The sequence below is a fragment of the Crenothrix polyspora genome, from assembly GCF_900163755.1.
In the GTDB taxonomy this organism is placed as follows: Bacteria; Pseudomonadota; Gammaproteobacteria; order Methylococcales; family Methylomonadaceae; genus Crenothrix; species Crenothrix polyspora.
In genome coordinates, this window is the sequence record NZ_FUKI01000119.1 from 80,392 (window position 1) to 95,438 (window position 15,047).

Below are 15,047 nucleotides of genomic sequence, written 5' to 3' on the forward strand. Positions count from 1 at the left end.
TTATGTTTACTATAAATTTACCTGTTGCAGAAATTTATACAGGTGTTTTCCCTGCCAGTTACGTACTGGGGCGCCAGCATTGGCTAACCCAAGTTGAACGCTTAACCTTGCCTAAGCAACGGCGTGCCTATCCTTGTGAGGGCGTGGGGCCTGACGGTGAGACACTGATTACTGATACGGTGTGGATAGGCTCGGTGGATGCGCCCAATGTATTGGTGATAATTGCCGGCACGCACGGCATTGAAGGCTCTACCGGCAGTGCAATAGAGATTGATTTTTTACGGTTACTTAAGGCAGGGCATTTTATTTTGCCACCGTATGTTGCGGTGTTGTTAATTCATGCGCTGACACCGTGGGGTTACGCTTGGCAACGACGTTGTGATGAAGAGGGGGTTGATCTTAATCGCAATGCAGTAGATTTTTCTCAGTCACTGCCAGAAAATCCTGATTACGATGCGCTTCGAGCCGCCTTGTTTTGCGATGATAGCGCCGAAAGATTGCGCTTGTTCAGTGAGTTTGAAGCTAAACACGGGCGAGTTGCTTTTGAAAAAGCTATCAGTGGGGGGCAGTATCATGATCCTTCTGGGCCTTTTTACGGCGGTAGCAAACCCGCACATGGCCGTTTAGCCTCTGAGGAGCTTATTCAGCATTATGACTTGCAACAACGTAATCTCGCCGTTATCGACTTACACAGTGGCTTGGGGGCTTACGGCTACGGTGAAATTATTTGTGACCACCCGCCGGAAAGCCCAGCTACACAGATAGCAAAGCGATGGTACGGCGACTGCGTGACCTTACCGGCACTCGGCACATCAAGTTCGGTAGCGAAAACTGGTTTGCAGGATTATATATGGCACAGCATTATGAATGAATTCAGTTGTTACATTACCTTAGAGTTTGGCACTTACCCTACCGATCAATTGTTTGATGTGTTACTACGAGATCACCAATTGTGGGCACAAAAAACTAATCAAGCCGCGCAATTGGCGCACGGTCAACGGATGCGGCAGCATTTTTGCCCAAATGATCCAGCTTGGCAAGAGATGGTATTGTTTCGTGCGCGGCAAGTATTTACCCAGGCATTACGTGGCTTGAGTGTATGACAGCTTTAATTCGCCCAGCATTGTTGGGTGATATTGAAGGCTTAGTCGCATTGGAAAATGCTTGTTTTGACACGGATAAGCTTAGTCGGCGCAGTTTTCGCCACTGGGTGGTTACTGAGCACCGGGCTTTACTGGTGGCGGAGATGGCTACGTGTATCGTTGGGTATATCTTAATTATTTATCATCCTGGTACACGGCTGGCTAGAGTTTACTCGCTGGCGGTGTTGCAACAATACAGGGGGCAGGGCATAGCTAAACAGCTGATACTGGCAGGCGAGCAAGCGGCCAGTGATAGCGGTAGGCTTTACTTACGCCTTGAAGTCAGTGTTGATAATCCGCCTGCGATTCAATTGTACGAAGCCTTGGGTTTTCAAAAATTCGGTATTTACCGCGATTATTACGAAGATCACAAGGATGCTTTGCGTTATCAAAAACGCATCCGACGTTACCCTGGGGTATTGCAACATCGGTCGGTGCATTGGTTACGGCAAACTACACCGTTTACCTGTGGGCCTGCGGCGTTAATGATGGCTATGCACGGTTTGGATAGAACATACCAACCCTCACGCGAAGAGGAAATTAATCTGTGGCGTGAAGCGACCACTATTTTTATGACATCGGGGCACGGCGGCTGTCATCCACTCGGTTTGGCATTGGCGGCTAAGCGTCGAGGCTTTCAGGTAGACGTGTGGATTAACCAAGTCGGTACGTTGTTTATTGATGGCGTGCGCAATGATGAAAAAAAACAGGTGGTTGAGCTGGTGGATAGCTGCTTTAAGCGCGAGGCGGTAGAGCAGGGCATTACGGTGCATTATGCCAATATCACCCAAGATGAGTTAATCAGTGTTTTTAAAGCCGGTGCTATCCCGCTGATTTTAATCAGTACCTTTTCTTTAGATAAGAAAAAAGCCCCGCATTGGGTGGTGATGAGCGGTTTTGATGATGATTGCTTATATATGCACGATTCCGATCCTGACGAGGGTAGGCAAAATGAGCTGGATTGTCAGTTTATTCCGATAGCACGAGAGGCTTTTGAGCGGATGTCGTGCTTTGGCAAGAACCGGTTACGGACAGCGGTGATTATTGGGTCGTGATCTCATGTGCATGATGGCGTGTAAAAAAGCCCCAGCATCCGAAAATGCTGAGGCTTTGTTTTGCTTATAGCATGCTGAAGGCGTTATTTTGACAAGGTAATGACATCATACATTTCATTTAAGCCACTTCCGCCTGTGAGAGCAGATTTAGATGTTATAAATTGAAATTCGTTGATGCGAATTTTAGAGCTTGCCGGTATGAATTTTCCAATCATCAGAGCTGTTTGTATGTTGGCCGATGTGAGAGAAAATTCACTGCCTTGAACGCGAAAGTTATTTTCAGAGTCAAGTCTACCGACGATTTTAATGGTGTTAGTGCCCATTTTTAGTGTGCCTTTAAATAGATTGCTGGCTGCGCCACACTGACTTAAGCTGACCACAGCTGTAGTAGGTACAGCGCACGCGGTATCTGTCACTTTGTTAACAATACCCTTCCAGGTGCCGTTTAAATTAGCGGCGGCCAATACACCTGTTGTGGATAAACACAAGGTAGTGATCGCCAGTAACGTTTTAATACACAAATTTTTTTTCATAAAATATCAGCCTCATAATGTTGAGAAACATTGCCCTGTAAAGGCGCATATGCTTGAAGTAGCTCACTTACGTCTTTTAAACATACAAGAGTCCTGTGTTCTTAATAGTCTCTGTATTTTATTTTTCGCGATAGTGAGCGATTTAATTATAGTTCAGTAATGTGAGATGAAACGGCGCTATTGGCTTTATATGTGGTACGCTATTTTTAATATAAGATACTGATTTTTATTTGTATTATTATTTATCATCTCTCTGTGAGGTTTATCTTGGTTACTTAAAAAATACAGGCCTCACCTGTAAACCTTGCTGCCAAAATTGTGTGGCTTCAGTTAAAATAGTCCGATTTTCCTGAGGTAATTACACTTTATGACTCAAGCCATACGTGTCGAAAGAAAAAGCGGTGCTGCATTATTGCCGTTTATCCCTGAACTTGCTCGCCTTCGTATTGAGGTATTCCGCGACTTTCCTTATTTGTACGACGGTACGTTAGACTACGAAAAAAAATACCTGCAAACCTATATAGATCATCCCGACAGTGTGATTGTTTTGGCATTCGATGATGACAAAATTGTGGGTGCGTCCACCGCTATTCCGATGAAATTTGAAACCGACGAGCTGAAAAAACCGTTTATTGACAATGCTTACGCTGTCGATGAGGTATTTTATTGCAGTGAATCAGTACTTAATAAAGCGTATCGTGGCCTGGGATTGGGCGTGCGTTTTTTTGAAGAACGCGAAGCCCATGCGGCAGAATTGGGTGGCTTTAAACACCTGACTTTTTGCTGTGTTGAGCGCCCTGTTGATCACCCGCGTCGGCCTAACGATTACATGCCACTCGATAAATTTTGGAATAAGCGCGGCTATTTTAAGCATCCAGAGTTGAAAACAAGCTATGTTTGGAAAGATTTGGACGAGACGGAAGAAACCGCAAAACCTATGACTTTTTGGTTGAAACATGCACATTAAAATCGCCTCAGCTCAATATGACATCAGTTTTTTAACTAACTGGCAACAATACCAAAACAAAGTGCTGCGCTGGGTAACCGAAGCCACACAACAAGGTGCAAAAATACTGGTATTTCCCGAATATGCCAGTATGGAATTGGCTTCGTTATTTGGTCAGGATATTTATTCATCATTGAGTAAACAGCTGGTGGCTATGCAATCGGTGCATAACGATTATCTTGCATTATTTAAACGTTTGGCGATGCAACACCAGTGTATTATTCAAGCGGGTACGTTTCCGGTGCAGATTGCCCCTGGTATTTACCGCAATCGGGGTTATTTATTAATGCCTGATGGCTGTGTTGATTATCAAGATAAGCTGATGATGACGCGTTTTGAGAATGAACACTGGTTTATTCAAGCGGGCACAGCGTTAAAATGCTTTGATACGGCATACGGTAAAATGGCTATTAATATTTGTTATGACAGCGAGTTTCCGTTGCTGGCCAGAAAACAAGTGGAGATGGGGGCTAACTTGATTTTAGTACCCAGTTGTACAGACACGCTGGCGGGTTATTATCGCGTTAAAATTGGCTGTCAAGCCAGAGCTTTAGAAAATCAATGTTATGTGGTGCAATCGCCTTTAGTGGGTAATGCACAATGGTCTGAAGCAGTGGATGTAAATGTTGGTGCAGCGGGTGTTTATACGCCGGTAGATCGATGCTTTCCTGATAATGGCGTGTTGGCTACAGGAGATTTTAATGCGGTGCGTTGGCTTATCACGGATATTTGTCTGGAGAGTATACAAACTGTAAGACAACAAGGCCAAGTGTTTAATTACCGCGATTGGCCTTTGCAAAACGCTTTTGTCTAGGCAAAATAGGACGGCATTCAAAGCCAGAAGCTTAGGATGAGGCGTTAAACCATTGGTTTTTTCTCATCCTAACTTCTCAAGTAAAAAAGCTTGTTGCTTAACTTTGTAACCGTGCTGTTGTTTACATTTAATTGAAAATGGATTCGAAAGAATAGCCATTAAATTCAAGAATTTCTTTCAAGCGTTTTAAACCATCCATCTGAATTTGCCGAACGCGCTCGCGTGTTACTGACAATTCTTGGGCAACTTGTTCTAAGGTAGAATCTTCATAACCACATAAGCCATAACGCCGACAGATAACTTCACGTTGTTTTTCGGGTAACTGAAATACCCACATGGCAATGTTGCCGCGTATGTCTTCAACCTGTATTTTATCGGTCGGTGTTGAGGTTTCCAAATCAGAAATCGAGTCAACTAAGGGTTGGTCATGGTCTTTGCTGGTTGGAATATCAATAGAGGTAACGCGCTCGTTAAGCTTAAGCATTTGTTCAACTTTACTGACTGGCTTGTTAAGGTGTGCTGCAATTTCTTCAGAAGTCGGGTCATGATCTAAAATTTGCGCTAAATGCCGCTGTGCTTTTAAATAGGTATTCATTTCTTTAACAATATGAATAGGCAAACGGATAGTGCGGGTTTGATTCATAATTGCCCGCTCAATGGTTTGTCTTATCCACCAGGTGGCATAAGTCGAAAATCTAAAACCACGGTCTGGATCAAATTTTTCAACGGCGCGAATCAAGCCTAAATTGCCTTCTTCAATTAAATCCAACAGCGGTAAGCCCCTGTTTAAATAACGCCGAGAAATTTTCACAACCAAGCGTAAGTTGCTTTCAATCATGACTTTTCTGGCTTGGCTGTCACCTTCTAGGGCTCTTTTGCCGAAACTTCTTTCCTGTTCTGCTGTCAGTAGTTTAGAGCGACTTAGCTCGGTAAAATAAATCCGCATCGCATCAAAACTGCTGTCATTTCGAGCCTTAATTGTATTAACATCCAGTGCTTCAATGGGATCAACTTCAAGATCATCATCAAAAGCTAGGTCATCAAATGCTACAAACATATCGTCATCAGAAGGCTCAATCAGTTCTTCAATCATTTTTACTTCCAGGTCTATTCGGTCTAAGTTAGCGCGACGCTTATATTACAAGCGAGGTAAAAGTCTAAGTGGGTTTACGGATTTTCCATTTTTTCGTATTTCAAAATGTAAGGCAGCTTTTTGGGATAGCGTTCTGCCTACTTGTGCAATAATCTGACCTTTATTTACACTTTGTCCTTCTTTAACAAGCAGTTGACTGTTATTGGCATACGCACTTAAATAGATGTGATTATGTTTTATAATCAATAGATTACCAAATCCGACCAGCCACGGGCCACCATAAATAACTTTGCCAGCTTCAGCGGCGTAGACTCGTTGGCCAATTTTTCCAGCTATATCGATACCCTTGTTTTTAGATTGCTGGAAATTTTTTACAACTACTCCTTTAAGAGGCCATTTAAATGCTAACTTTAACATCTTTTTGTTATCAATTGAAATAGTTGCTGTTTTAAGCGCTTCGGATTTAATAACGCTTGCAACGTGCTGGCGGGTATGATTTTTGATTGAGAAAGGCGTTGATTTATTATTAGGTACTGAAATAAAAGAATATTTTATTTTTTTATCTGTGTTTGATGCGCTGTGTCTGCTGAGGTTTTTTTTTAAAATAGGCGCTGTGTCAGCGGTATTATGCGTAAGTCGTTTTATTGTATGGCTTGTTTGTATTGCATGAGGTGTGGGTGACTTATGCCATCTGGCCAATTGCGGGTAATGTTGCTTGGATAAAATAGTGTTTTTTTTGGCAAGCTGATAATAGCCATTTGAGTGTGTAATTTTTTTATTACTTGGCGCAGGGTTTTCGTTGATTACCGCTGCTAAATTTTGGTAGCGACTGGATTCAGTGGGAATGTGGGTGGTTTCTGACAGACGATTTTCAATAGTAGTCGCCGAAGTGTCTTGTGCAATAGTGAATTCAGATTGAGGTAATTGATTATTTGAGAGCGATTGCCCCGTGTTAGTGACAGGGGCATAGCTTGGATTTTCTACGCACGCTTGTAAAAAAATGCTGAGCAACGCACTTTGGATAACAAGCGGCCAGTTGAGAAACATACGCATAAGGTTTATTTGTTTAAGAGCATTTTTTTGGCTAAATTGATTTGCGCCGCCAAATAATCGGAGCCGCCGCGATCGGGATGTATTTTTTGTATTAGTTTACGGTGGGCGCTAATAATTTCTTGCTCGGTTGCGTTGTTTTTTAACCCCAGCACTTGGTATGCTTCTTCGGCAGACATAGTGCTTTTGGACGCATGCGTATAATTTTGTTGCTGTGATTGCTGGTGTTTTGAGCTGGGTTTGCCTGCTTTAAATTGCCACCATAAGTTATGCAGTTGTGGCGCGTAGCGTAACAGTAACGGCGCTAACCGAAATGCAGAGGCAATCGTAACCCCTACTAAGGCAAACAACCAATTTAAACGTCCTGTCAGCATTAACAATGCCAATGCACCACCCGCCAGGCAGTACAGCAGGGTTTTAAGGTGCTTGGCAATAAGCGCAGGATGGTCTTTTACCAACGAGCGCACGGTAAAAAAACTGAGTATTAGTGCTAATAACAGAACAATAGGCATAGCTGCTTTCTCTGGTATGGGTTAAGTAAGGTCAGCGTCCTCGTGATTTGCACAATAATACCTTAGAATATCAGGCAACGTAACTGCCATGAGATCGTATTAACCATGCAACACGCACTTGTGCCGATTTTAGGCTTTGCAGCTTACAGTGGTGTTGGCAAAACCACCTTACTGAGTCAAATTATTCCACTACTTAAGCAATACGGTTTACGAGTTGGCTTAATTAAGCACGCTCACCATAATTTTGATATTGATGTGCCCGGCAAAGACAGCTACCGTTTACGGCAAGCTGGCGCTTCGCCGGTTATGATAGTATCTAAATATCGCCGCGCGATTATCACTGAGATTAGCTCAGAACAAGAACCTAGATTAGATGATCAACTGAAACTATTTGATCAATCTGCGTTGGATTTAATGTTGGTGGAAGGTTTTAAGTTAGAGACGTTTCCTAAGATTGAGTTGCATCGCGCAGAGCTTGGTCATCCTTTATTGTATTTAAATGATGCCAATATTATTGCAATAGCTTCTGATTGCGAGTTAGCTATTCCAGCGTCTTTAGTGCAATTAAATATTAATCAGCCAGAACAAGTAGCGGCATTTATTGTGAAGCAAATCCGAGTGGGTATGATTTAAAGGCTGATGACTCTAGGTTTTGTAAGCCGAGAGGAAATTAAATGAAGCTTTAACTTCAGGCCGTCTATAATTAATCACTATTAAAAGTGCGTTAATTAAAAGATTTTTGATCTGTGTGGGCGAGGTTTCAACTACGCAAATCGAGGCTAAAGCTTTTACAATAGCAAGTAATGTAAGGCAATTATGAACGCCTTACGCTACGGCACAAAATTATCCATTTTCCCGCCAAGACAACTGAAATTTATCTCGAATGTCGTATTTAACATGCTCACTACCGCTTTAATATGGCTAATTTTAAAACTCACTTAATCGTTGCCACTACCATGAGTGGCGTGGCAAGTATCAGCTTGTTGACGTTGCAATTGGCTAAACCTTGGGAAACCGGTAGCTATTTTTTATTGGGTATTTTGGGAGGATTATTGCCGGATATTGATTCTGATAAATCAACACCACTGACGATGATTTTTTACTTTTTGTCAATGTATTGCGCGTTTGCGATGGTGTTTAATTTAGCGACTCAATATAGTTTTGTTGAGCTATTTGCGATTTGGTTGGCGGTGTATTTTGGCATTCGCCATCTGATTTTTAGATTGTTTATCAGCCTGACGATTCACCGTGGTACGTTTCATTCTTTGCTGGCGGTGGTTTTTATGGGCTTGCTGGCAGTTAATGCGGCTTTTTATGTGTTTCACAATACATCGCGTATGGCGTGGAATTCAGGGGCGTTTATCAGTATTGGTTATTTGGTACACTTAACACTGGATGAGTTATACAGCGTAGATCTACATAATAAACGCATGAAAAAATCTTTTGGCACGGCGCTTAAATTATTTAGCCGAGAAAATTTGGCAGCCAGTTTCCTCATGGCGCTAATATCGGCAGGCTTAATACATTATGCACCACCGGTAAAAGATTATTGGATGTTGTTTAACCGCGCTTTGGCAAAACAGGATTTTCAAAAAAAATGGCTACCTAGAGATAATCGTTGGTTTGTGAATTTTTTGGAATATTCTGATGATAATAGTAAGTTGGTTAAAAACATTAAGCGCAGCAAATGACGCTGTGGCTGTTTCACCCAAGTGTGGTCGCTTATATCCCCATCTGAAGGAAGGCGTTTTACGCTACACCTGATAAAAGTCAGTTACAAGTTGGCTTTTATCAGGCAATGCTGTTTTTACGATGATGCCTATGAGTTGTCTACCTTACCTGCCAATACTACTAATTGCTTAACAATCTCCGCCAAATGTTCGGACGATTTAGTCCGCGCGGTAGCATGAGCCACTTTACGGCCTTTTCTGGGTGTTTTGTCGTATAAGTGTAAGTGTGCGTGGGCAATACCGGCTATCTTGTCGCTTTCTGGCAAGCCACCAATAAAATTAACCATCGCTGATTTACCCACCGCAGTCGTTGCGCCCAAAGGTAAGTTAACGATAGCCCGTAAATGATTTTCAAACTGACTGGTTTCTGCGCCTTCTATCGTCCAGTGGCCAGAGTTATGAACACGCGGGGCAAACTCATTGGCAATCAGCTGGCCATTCACTTCAAATAATTCCAGCGCTAACACGCCGACATAATCCAGTGCGGTGAGTAAGCGCGTCGCATAGCTTTCTGCTTGTTGCTGCATCGGATCATGCTCGCAGCACGTTGCTACCCGCAAAATACCGCCTTGGTGCAGGTTTTCGGATAAGGGATAAAACACCACGTCGCCCGCAATATTACGTGCGGCGATAATAGAAATTTCGCGATTAAACGCTACAAATGCTTCAACAATCGCTGGTACGCCTTCCAATAGTTGCCAGGCAGCGGGTAAATCATCGGCGGATTTTAATACTGATTGGCCTTTGCCGTCATAGCCTTGGGTACGGCTTTTTAAAATCGCAGGCCAGCCAATAGTTGGCATGGCGGCTTGCAATTCTTCAAGGCTATCCACTGGCGCATACCGTGAGGTAGGGATGTCTATGTCATTGAAGAAGGTTTTTTCAATCAAGCGATCTTGTGCCACCGCCAAGGCTTTAGGGGACGGGTGTACTTGGGTGTGCGTGGCTAAAAAACCGGCTACATCGGCAGGGACGTTTTCAAACTCATAAGTGACTACATCGGCACGTTGGGCGAGTTGTTCCAATAATTTTGGGTCGTTATAGTTGCCATACAGATGCTCACCTAAACCATTGGCGCAGGCATCTTTGGACGGGTCAAGAAAGATAAATTTTAAACCTAAAGGGTAACCTGCTAAAGCAATCATTCTGGCCAGTTGCCCAGCCCCTAATATGCCAACTATCATAAAACCTCGTCTCGTGGATCAGCATGTGCCAATACATTTTCGGTTTGTGTGGCACGAAAATTTTCTAAGGCGGCGCGATATTGTTGGTGTTTATTGCTGATAATGGCAGTGGCCAGCAAGGCTGCATTGATAGCACCGGCTTTGCCAATAGCCAGCGTGCCCACCGGAATCCCTGCCGGCATTTGTACGATAGACAATAACGAGTCCATACCGTTTAAGGCTTTGGATTGAATTGGCACGCCCAAAACGGGCAGGGTGGTTTTGGCGGCGGTCATACCGGGTAAATGCGCCGCGCCGCCGGCTCCTGCAATAATCACTTCCAGACCTTTGCTGTGTGCGCTTTCTGCATAGTGAAATAATTTGTCAGGAGTGCGGTGTGCGGAAACCACTTCAACGCTGTGTGGCACACCCAGTTGCTCCAGTGTTTCAGCGGCAAAGCGCATTGTCTCCCAATCTGATGTGGAGCCCATAATAATGCCAACCAGTGCTGTCATTTGTTAAGCCTTACGATAACGGTAAAAACGCCAAATTATCGCATAAATGGCAGGGTATGTTTGTTAAGTTTTTGCTGAAAGTGCGGGTGAAATGCTTTAAACCAGTGGCTTTATGGAATATTTTAGCAATTGAATGGCGTACCTGGGTTCGGGTTGTAATACAATAAGCGTCAGTTTTATTTTAAAAATCTTATGACTACAATACTGAAAAACTATGAATAAATTGATAAAAAAATCGCTGATGATAGTGTTAACCAGTGCTGTGATAACGTTAGGCGTTAGCGGTTGTTCGGATGATAAAGCACCCGCACCTGCATCTGCAAAAACTTCGGTTGCACAGCCTGAAGCTATACCTGAGGCTAAAAAAGAATACGAAACCTTTGATGTCAAGCCGGATACGGTTGTGACAGAAGTGGAACGCTTAAAATTTGAACACGATTTTACCGCGCAATGTGTTGAGCGTGAGACTAAAAATTCTGTTAATAAAGAGGAAGATGAGGTGCGCGCTACCAAAGATTGCGAATGTATCACCAAAGAAGTCTCTAAAACTTTAACTGACGAAGAAGCAGAAAAATTTGTTGGTGAGCATGAAGATCCCCAATCGTTAGCTATTAAGTTTAAAAGTGCTGCGTATAAATGTTTAGAAGGTAAAGCAAAGCCTGCTGAGCCAAGCTTTACTTACAAAGGACAGGGCGGTTTAAAAGAGTAATCTGTACGAATTTATAATACATTAAGCAAATCTGTCGGGGTTAAAAACCTGACAGACTTGTTCTGTTATGGCCACAATATTCTTCTTGGCCAACTCGTGCAGAATCTGTAAACCTGTGTTAATAATCTGTTCGGCAGCGATAGTTGGCGATTCTTGTGCCACCTGCAATAAGCAAGCCTCTACTGTTGCACCGTTATTTTCTTGCGCAATTTCCAATAAGCGATAGGTGACTGGGGTAATTTCTAAAAAATGTACGTCATCGTTTTTATCGCGGTACACCACCAGAAAGCTTGGTTGGGTGGGTGCTGTCAATGGAATAAACTGCGGTGAAATTTTGTGTACCGGAAAGCTATACGCCAACGGCCATGCCAGTGGCGATACTTGTAATATTTTATTCAAGATGTCGGTTAAATCATCGGCATTGGCTATTATGCTAGTTTTGGCGATGGATACTGCCATTTCCACCCATTCGTAATGTGCCAGTTCCAGCAAAAACGGTAAATCTTCTAAGTTGTGCCGCTCGTTTTGTAAATAATTAATAAACTCTTCTGGTATTTCAACAAAATATGGCGTTGTGCTGTGATGGTTAGCAAAAAAATCCTGTGCCAAGGCTAACCATTGTTCATCATTCAGTAAGCGCCGAATAACCGGAAAATTACCGACCAGAAAACCCTCAACATTATTAAAAAACAGCTCCCGATACATCAGCATCCGGTTTTTCTTGAGGCCTAAAGGAATCGGATTGCTGCTTGGATTGCGGATATAGGCGGTAAATTCCTGTTGTTTGGCTTTAAAATCCACCTTAGGCGAGCTGTTTTTCATGCTGTCTTGTCCAGGTGCTTTGTAGGTTGTTGATGATGTTGACTTCTTGTAATAGCTCATCCATTGCAGGAATATTAAAATCGCGCTCCAGCAGTGTCGGGAATACACCGTACAACTGGTAAGCTTTTTTCAATAATGCCCAGACCGGATCGACCACCGCCGCACCGTGAGTATCCACTAAAAAATCTTTGGCTTCGACATAATGTCCTGCGATATGGGCATAGGCAATGCGCTGTGCTGGGATGGCTTTTAAGAAGGCCTCAGCTTTGTAACCGTGATTGACACTATTGACGTAAATATTGTTCAAATCGAGCAAAATATTGCAATCGGCTTCGGCCACTACCGCGTTGAAAAAATCAATCTCGGTCATTTCATGGCTGGGGACGGCGTAATACGACACGTTTTCGATAGCGATTTTTTGCTCCAGTATGTCTTGTACGCGTTTGATGCGCCCCGCAACGTGGCTGACAGCTTCTGCTGTAAACGGGATGGGCATCAGGTCATACAAATGGCCGTCTTTACTGCAATAGCTTAAGTGTTCGCTGTAAAGTTTAATCTGATGCTCGGCTAGAAATTGCTTAACCGCGCGGACAAAATTTTCATCTAATGGGTCGGTGCTGCCTAGCGATAAGGATAAACCGTGACAGACGAAGTCGAAGCGTTCGGTCATAGATCGAAACTGTTTGCCTAATTTACCGCCAATAGGAATCCAGTTTTCTGGCGCAACTTCGTAAAAACCGATGTCTGCGGGGGGATCACTCACTAGCTGATTTAACAGAGAACGCCGTAAACCTAAACCGGCACCACAAAGGGAATAGCGGGTTGTGTCCATGAGAACACCTTGATGTGATTTTTAAAGGGGAGGGCTGTTACACCCTCCTTTTAACTAAGCGCTAAGCTTGACGGTTATGTCTTGCGTTAACAATTACTTTTTTTCTGGCACTACAGGTGCAGCAGCGGCAGGTGCTGCTGGAGCCGCTACAGCAGGTGCTTTCATATTAGCTCCACACGCACCGTCCTTGCCTTTTATCATGTCAGTACAACCTTGCATGCCTTCTTCACAGCCTTTCATTTTTGCGCCACAAGCGCCTTCTGTGGTTTTCTTATCGGGGCAGGCTTTCATGGCATCACCACATTGAGCGCCACATTTACCATCAGGCATTTTTGTAGCCGCACCCGCAGCGGTAGCGCCACAAGCGCCTTCTTTGCCTTTCATCATGGCACCACAGACTTTTTCCAGGCCGTCTTTCATTTTACCGTCTTTCATCATAGCGCCGCATTTTGCTTCGCCACATGCACCGTCTTTAGCTTTAGCAGCCGGTGCAGCTGTTTTGCTGCCAGCGCAAGTACCTTCTGACATTTTTGTAGCCGGTGTAGCAGGCATTTTCATGCTCGCACCGCATTTCATTTCATCGGCTTTGGCTTCGGCAACTTGCATATAACCAGAAGACAGCTCAGTCATGCCAAAGGGATTGGCTTCAGCGTGTACTGCAGTTGCAGCTATTGTTGCAATAAATGCTGCGCTAATGCTTGCTGCTAAGGGTGATTTGTTTAATTTTTTCATAGAGGCTGTCCTTTTTATTTATTGTAAAAATTGAGTGTACGTAGAGCATCAAACAGTAATTAATGTTCCTTTATGCACAAAATATCCTTCCTGCTCACTTCGATACCCTAACTGTAGTATAAAAGTTCTAAATACGGGTGTCCAGACGCTAGATTATTGTTTTGTCTTTAAATTCACAAAGATTTGCAATAATACAATTTGGACATTTGGGTTTTCTTGCTACGCAAGTATAACGGCCATGCAGTATTAGTAAATGGTGTGCGTTTTTTTTATGTTGTTTAGGGACAAATTTCTCCAATTTACGCTCCACTTCCAGCACGTTTTTGCCTGGCGCAATACCCATACGATTAGAGACGCGGAAGATATGGGTATCGACAGCAATTGTGTGTTGGCCAAACGCGGTGTTTAAAATCACATTGGCGGTTTTGCGCCCCACGCCGGCTAGCTTTTCCAAAGCCTCCCGCGTATCGGGCACTTGTCCTGCGTGGTTATTCAATAGTTGCTGGCACAAGGTGATGATGTGTTTGCCCTTGCTATTATACAGGCCGATGGTTTTGATATAGGTTTTCAAACCATCAAGACCCAGTTTTAAAATCGCTTCTGGTGTGTTGGCAACGGGGAACAATTTCGCGGTCGCCTTGTTAACGCCCACATCGGTGGCTTGTGCTGATAGCACCACAGCAATTAATAACTCAAACGGTGTGTTGTAGTTAAGTTCTGTGGTCGGTTCTGGCATAGCTTCTGCCAAACGCTCAAATATTTCCAGGCGCTTGGCGGCGTTCATGGTTTTAAATTCAGCAAAGCGGCTTTTTTTGCCCGCATGCGTTCAGTTTTTTCTAAAGCTTCGTTGTCTTTGCGAAGGTTGCGTGTCTCGTAACGTTGCTTTGCATGCAGTTTTTTGGCAGTTTTTTGTTCGGGTTTTTCCTCTATGGGCAGCATGATGATGCAATCCATTGGGCATGGCTCTATGCACAATTCGCAGCCGGTGCATTCGTTCGTTATGACAGTGTGCATAAATTTAGCCGCACCCAATATGGCATCAACAGGGCAGGCGGTTATGCACTTAACACAGCCAATACAATCCGCTTCAATAATAAAGGCGACGCTTTTGGGTTTATGCTGGCCAAATTGCGTGTTCAGTGGCTTAGCAGGCATCCCCAGTAAATTGGCGATGGCTTGCACGCCCTTATCACCGCCTGGCGGACATTGGTTAATATCAGCCTCGCCGGTTGCAATGGCTTCTGCATAAGGGCGGCAGCCTTTATAGCTGCATTGGCCACATTGGGTTTGTGGTAGCAGGGCATCGATTTGGTCTACGGTAATATCAGGCACAAATGAT

Annotated in this window: 18 protein-coding genes; 7 read left to right on the forward strand and 11 right to left on the reverse strand. The window is 43.7% G+C overall.

Annotated features, from left to right (window positions below):
- The first annotated feature begins 2 nt into the window (after positions 1 to 2).
- Both CRENPOLYSF2_RS10085 and CRENPOLYSF2_RS10090 read left to right on the forward strand, forming a co-directional pair.
- Positions 3 to 1,103, forward strand: coding sequence for a DUF2817 domain-containing protein (locus tag CRENPOLYSF2_RS10085; RefSeq protein ID WP_087143821.1), 1,101 nt, complete (start codon positions 3 to 5; stop codon positions 1,101 to 1,103).
- Complete coding sequence (locus CRENPOLYSF2_RS10090) at positions 1,100 to 2,197, forward strand: GNAT family N-acetyltransferase/peptidase C39 family protein (protein WP_087143822.1); 1,098 nt, start codon at positions 1,100 to 1,102, stop codon at positions 2,195 to 2,197. The genes CRENPOLYSF2_RS10085 and CRENPOLYSF2_RS10090 overlap by 4 nt, the downstream gene beginning before the upstream one ends.
- An 83-nt stretch (positions 2,198 to 2,280) precedes the next feature.
- Here the strand turns inward: CRENPOLYSF2_RS10090 and CRENPOLYSF2_RS10095 are convergent, their stop codons facing one another.
- On the reverse strand, positions 2,281 to 2,730 hold the full coding sequence (locus tag CRENPOLYSF2_RS10095) for a hypothetical protein (protein ID WP_087143823.1): 450 nt from the start codon (positions 2,728 to 2,730) through the stop codon (positions 2,281 to 2,283).
- 367 nt (positions 2,731 to 3,097) lie between these two features.
- On the opposite strand from CRENPOLYSF2_RS10095, the gene CRENPOLYSF2_RS10100 reads away from it, so the two are divergent.
- Positions 3,098 to 3,697: a GNAT family N-acetyltransferase gene (locus tag CRENPOLYSF2_RS10100; RefSeq protein ID WP_087143824.1), complete on the forward strand. Its 600-nt coding sequence runs from the start codon at positions 3,098 to 3,100 to the stop codon at positions 3,695 to 3,697.
- Complete coding sequence (locus CRENPOLYSF2_RS10105; RefSeq protein WP_087143825.1) at positions 3,687 to 4,550, forward strand: carbon-nitrogen hydrolase family protein; 864 nt, start codon at positions 3,687 to 3,689, stop codon at positions 4,548 to 4,550. Before CRENPOLYSF2_RS10100 ends, CRENPOLYSF2_RS10105 begins: the two co-directional genes overlap by 11 nt.
- A 127-nt stretch (positions 4,551 to 4,677) precedes the next feature.
- Here CRENPOLYSF2_RS10105 and rpoS read toward each other — a convergent pair whose 3' ends face one another.
- The 3 genes from rpoS to CRENPOLYSF2_RS10120 are packed head-to-tail and all read right to left on the reverse strand — an operon-like array spanning position 4,678 to position 7,205.
- Positions 4,678 to 5,643, reverse strand: a complete 966-nt coding sequence (rpoS, locus tag CRENPOLYSF2_RS10110) for an RNA polymerase sigma factor RpoS (RefSeq protein WP_087143826.1) — start codon at positions 5,641 to 5,643, stop codon at positions 4,678 to 4,680.
- Positions 5,644 to 5,688: 45 nt separating this feature from the next.
- A complete protein-coding gene (locus CRENPOLYSF2_RS19200) occupies positions 5,689 to 6,654 on the reverse strand; it encodes a murein hydrolase activator EnvC family protein (protein WP_245807971.1) in 966 nt (321 codons plus the stop codon).
- A gap of 47 nt (positions 6,655 to 6,701) precedes the next feature.
- Complete coding sequence (locus tag CRENPOLYSF2_RS10120) at positions 6,702 to 7,205, reverse strand: DnaJ domain-containing protein (RefSeq protein ID WP_087143827.1); 504 nt, start codon at positions 7,203 to 7,205, stop codon at positions 6,702 to 6,704.
- A 105-nt stretch (positions 7,206 to 7,310) separates the two neighbouring features.
- Between CRENPOLYSF2_RS10120 and mobB the strand changes: the two genes are divergently transcribed.
- Positions 7,311 to 7,838, forward strand: a complete 528-nt coding sequence (gene mobB, locus CRENPOLYSF2_RS10125; RefSeq protein ID WP_087143828.1) for a molybdopterin-guanine dinucleotide biosynthesis protein B — start codon at positions 7,311 to 7,313, stop codon at positions 7,836 to 7,838.
- Positions 7,839 to 8,122: 284 nt separating this feature from the next.
- Positions 8,123 to 8,896, forward strand: a complete 774-nt coding sequence (locus tag CRENPOLYSF2_RS10130) for a metal-dependent hydrolase (RefSeq protein WP_087143829.1) — start codon at positions 8,123 to 8,125, stop codon at positions 8,894 to 8,896.
- A 128-nt stretch (positions 8,897 to 9,024) separates the two neighbouring features.
- Here CRENPOLYSF2_RS10130 and CRENPOLYSF2_RS10135 read toward each other — a convergent pair whose 3' ends face one another.
- Both CRENPOLYSF2_RS10135 and purE read right to left on the reverse strand, forming a co-directional pair.
- Entirely contained in the window at positions 9,025 to 10,119 is a 1,095-nt protein-coding gene (locus CRENPOLYSF2_RS10135; protein ID WP_087143830.1) for a 5-(carboxyamino)imidazole ribonucleotide synthase, read from the reverse strand.
- Entirely contained in the window at positions 10,116 to 10,613 is a 498-nt protein-coding gene (gene purE / locus CRENPOLYSF2_RS10140) for a 5-(carboxyamino)imidazole ribonucleotide mutase (RefSeq protein ID WP_087143831.1), read from the reverse strand. The genes CRENPOLYSF2_RS10135 and purE overlap by 4 nt, the downstream gene beginning before the upstream one ends.
- 214 nt (positions 10,614 to 10,827) lie before the next feature.
- On the opposite strand from purE, the gene CRENPOLYSF2_RS10145 reads away from it, so the two are divergent.
- The gene (locus CRENPOLYSF2_RS10145; protein WP_176371092.1) at positions 10,828 to 11,322 is read left to right on the forward strand and encodes a hypothetical protein; all 495 of its coding nucleotides are present in this window, start codon (positions 10,828 to 10,830) and stop codon (positions 11,320 to 11,322) included.
- A 21-nt stretch (positions 11,323 to 11,343) separates the two neighbouring features.
- Here CRENPOLYSF2_RS10145 and CRENPOLYSF2_RS10150 read toward each other — a convergent pair whose 3' ends face one another.
- The 5 genes from CRENPOLYSF2_RS10150 to rsxB all read right to left on the reverse strand — a co-directional run bounded on the left by CRENPOLYSF2_RS10150 (position 11,344) and on the right by rsxB (position 15,040).
- Positions 11,344 to 12,144, reverse strand: coding sequence for an HvfC family RiPP maturation protein (locus tag CRENPOLYSF2_RS10150; RefSeq protein WP_087143832.1), 801 nt, complete (start codon positions 12,142 to 12,144; stop codon positions 11,344 to 11,346).
- Positions 12,125 to 12,976, reverse strand: a complete 852-nt coding sequence (locus CRENPOLYSF2_RS10155) for an HvfB family MNIO-type RiPP peptide maturase (RefSeq protein WP_087143833.1) — start codon at positions 12,974 to 12,976, stop codon at positions 12,125 to 12,127. Before CRENPOLYSF2_RS10155 ends, CRENPOLYSF2_RS10150 begins: the two co-directional genes overlap by 20 nt.
- 93 nt (positions 12,977 to 13,069) lie before the next feature.
- A complete protein-coding gene (locus CRENPOLYSF2_RS19205) occupies positions 13,070 to 13,708 on the reverse strand; it encodes a hypothetical protein (RefSeq protein ID WP_245807972.1) in 639 nt (212 codons plus the stop codon).
- A gap of 148 nt (positions 13,709 to 13,856) precedes the next feature.
- Positions 13,857 to 14,492, reverse strand: a complete 636-nt coding sequence (nth, locus tag CRENPOLYSF2_RS10165) for an endonuclease III (protein ID WP_087143834.1) — start codon at positions 14,490 to 14,492, stop codon at positions 13,857 to 13,859.
- Positions 14,489 to 15,040, reverse strand: coding sequence for an electron transport complex subunit RsxB (gene rsxB, locus CRENPOLYSF2_RS10170; protein WP_245807973.1), 552 nt, complete (start codon positions 15,038 to 15,040; stop codon positions 14,489 to 14,491). The genes nth and rsxB overlap by 4 nt, the downstream gene beginning before the upstream one ends.
- Between the last annotated feature and the right edge of the window lie 7 nt (positions 15,041 to 15,047).

What these genes read in the sequence shown, in the direction of transcription:
- rpoS (WP_087143826.1), bottom strand. Translation starts at nt 5,643, where the DNA reads ATGATTGAAGAACTGATTGAGCCTTCTGATGACGATATGTTTGTAGCA.
- CRENPOLYSF2_RS10130 (WP_087143829.1), top strand. Translation starts at nt 8,123, where the DNA reads ATGGCTAATTTTAAAACTCACTTAATCGTTGCCACTACCATGAGTGGC.
- mobB (WP_087143828.1), top strand. Translation starts at nt 7,311, where the DNA reads ATGCAACACGCACTTGTGCCGATTTTAGGCTTTGCAGCTTACAGTGGT.
- purE (WP_087143831.1), bottom strand. Translation starts at nt 10,613, where the DNA reads ATGACAGCACTGGTTGGCATTATTATGGGCTCCACATCAGATTGGGAG.
- CRENPOLYSF2_RS10145 (WP_176371092.1), top strand. Translation starts at nt 10,828, where the DNA reads ATGAATAAATTGATAAAAAAATCGCTGATGATAGTGTTAACCAGTGCT.
- CRENPOLYSF2_RS19205 (WP_245807972.1), bottom strand. Translation starts at nt 13,708, where the DNA reads ATGAAAAAATTAAACAAATCACCCTTAGCAGCAAGCATTAGCGCAGCA.
- CRENPOLYSF2_RS10155 (WP_087143833.1), bottom strand. Translation starts at nt 12,976, where the DNA reads ATGGACACAACCCGCTATTCCCTTTGTGGTGCCGGTTTAGGTTTACGG.
- CRENPOLYSF2_RS10100 (WP_087143824.1), top strand. Translation starts at nt 3,098, where the DNA reads ATGACTCAAGCCATACGTGTCGAAAGAAAAAGCGGTGCTGCATTATTG.
- CRENPOLYSF2_RS10150 (WP_087143832.1), bottom strand. Translation starts at nt 12,144, where the DNA reads ATGAAAAACAGCTCGCCTAAGGTGGATTTTAAAGCCAAACAACAGGAA.
- nth (WP_087143834.1), bottom strand. Translation starts at nt 14,492, where the DNA reads ATGAACGCCGCCAAGCGCCTGGAAATATTTGAGCGTTTGGCAGAAGCT.
- CRENPOLYSF2_RS10120 (WP_087143827.1), bottom strand. Translation starts at nt 7,205, where the DNA reads ATGCCTATTGTTCTGTTATTAGCACTAATACTCAGTTTTTTTACCGTG.
- CRENPOLYSF2_RS10095 (WP_087143823.1), bottom strand. Translation starts at nt 2,730, where the DNA reads ATGAAAAAAAATTTGTGTATTAAAACGTTACTGGCGATCACTACCTTG.
- CRENPOLYSF2_RS10090 (WP_087143822.1), top strand. Translation starts at nt 1,100, where the DNA reads ATGACAGCTTTAATTCGCCCAGCATTGTTGGGTGATATTGAAGGCTTA.
- CRENPOLYSF2_RS10135 (WP_087143830.1), bottom strand. Translation starts at nt 10,119, where the DNA reads ATGATAGTTGGCATATTAGGGGCTGGGCAACTGGCCAGAATGATTGCT.
- CRENPOLYSF2_RS10085 (WP_087143821.1), top strand. Translation starts at nt 3, where the DNA reads ATGTTTACTATAAATTTACCTGTTGCAGAAATTTATACAGGTGTTTTC.
- CRENPOLYSF2_RS10105 (WP_087143825.1), top strand. Translation starts at nt 3,687, where the DNA reads ATGCACATTAAAATCGCCTCAGCTCAATATGACATCAGTTTTTTAACT.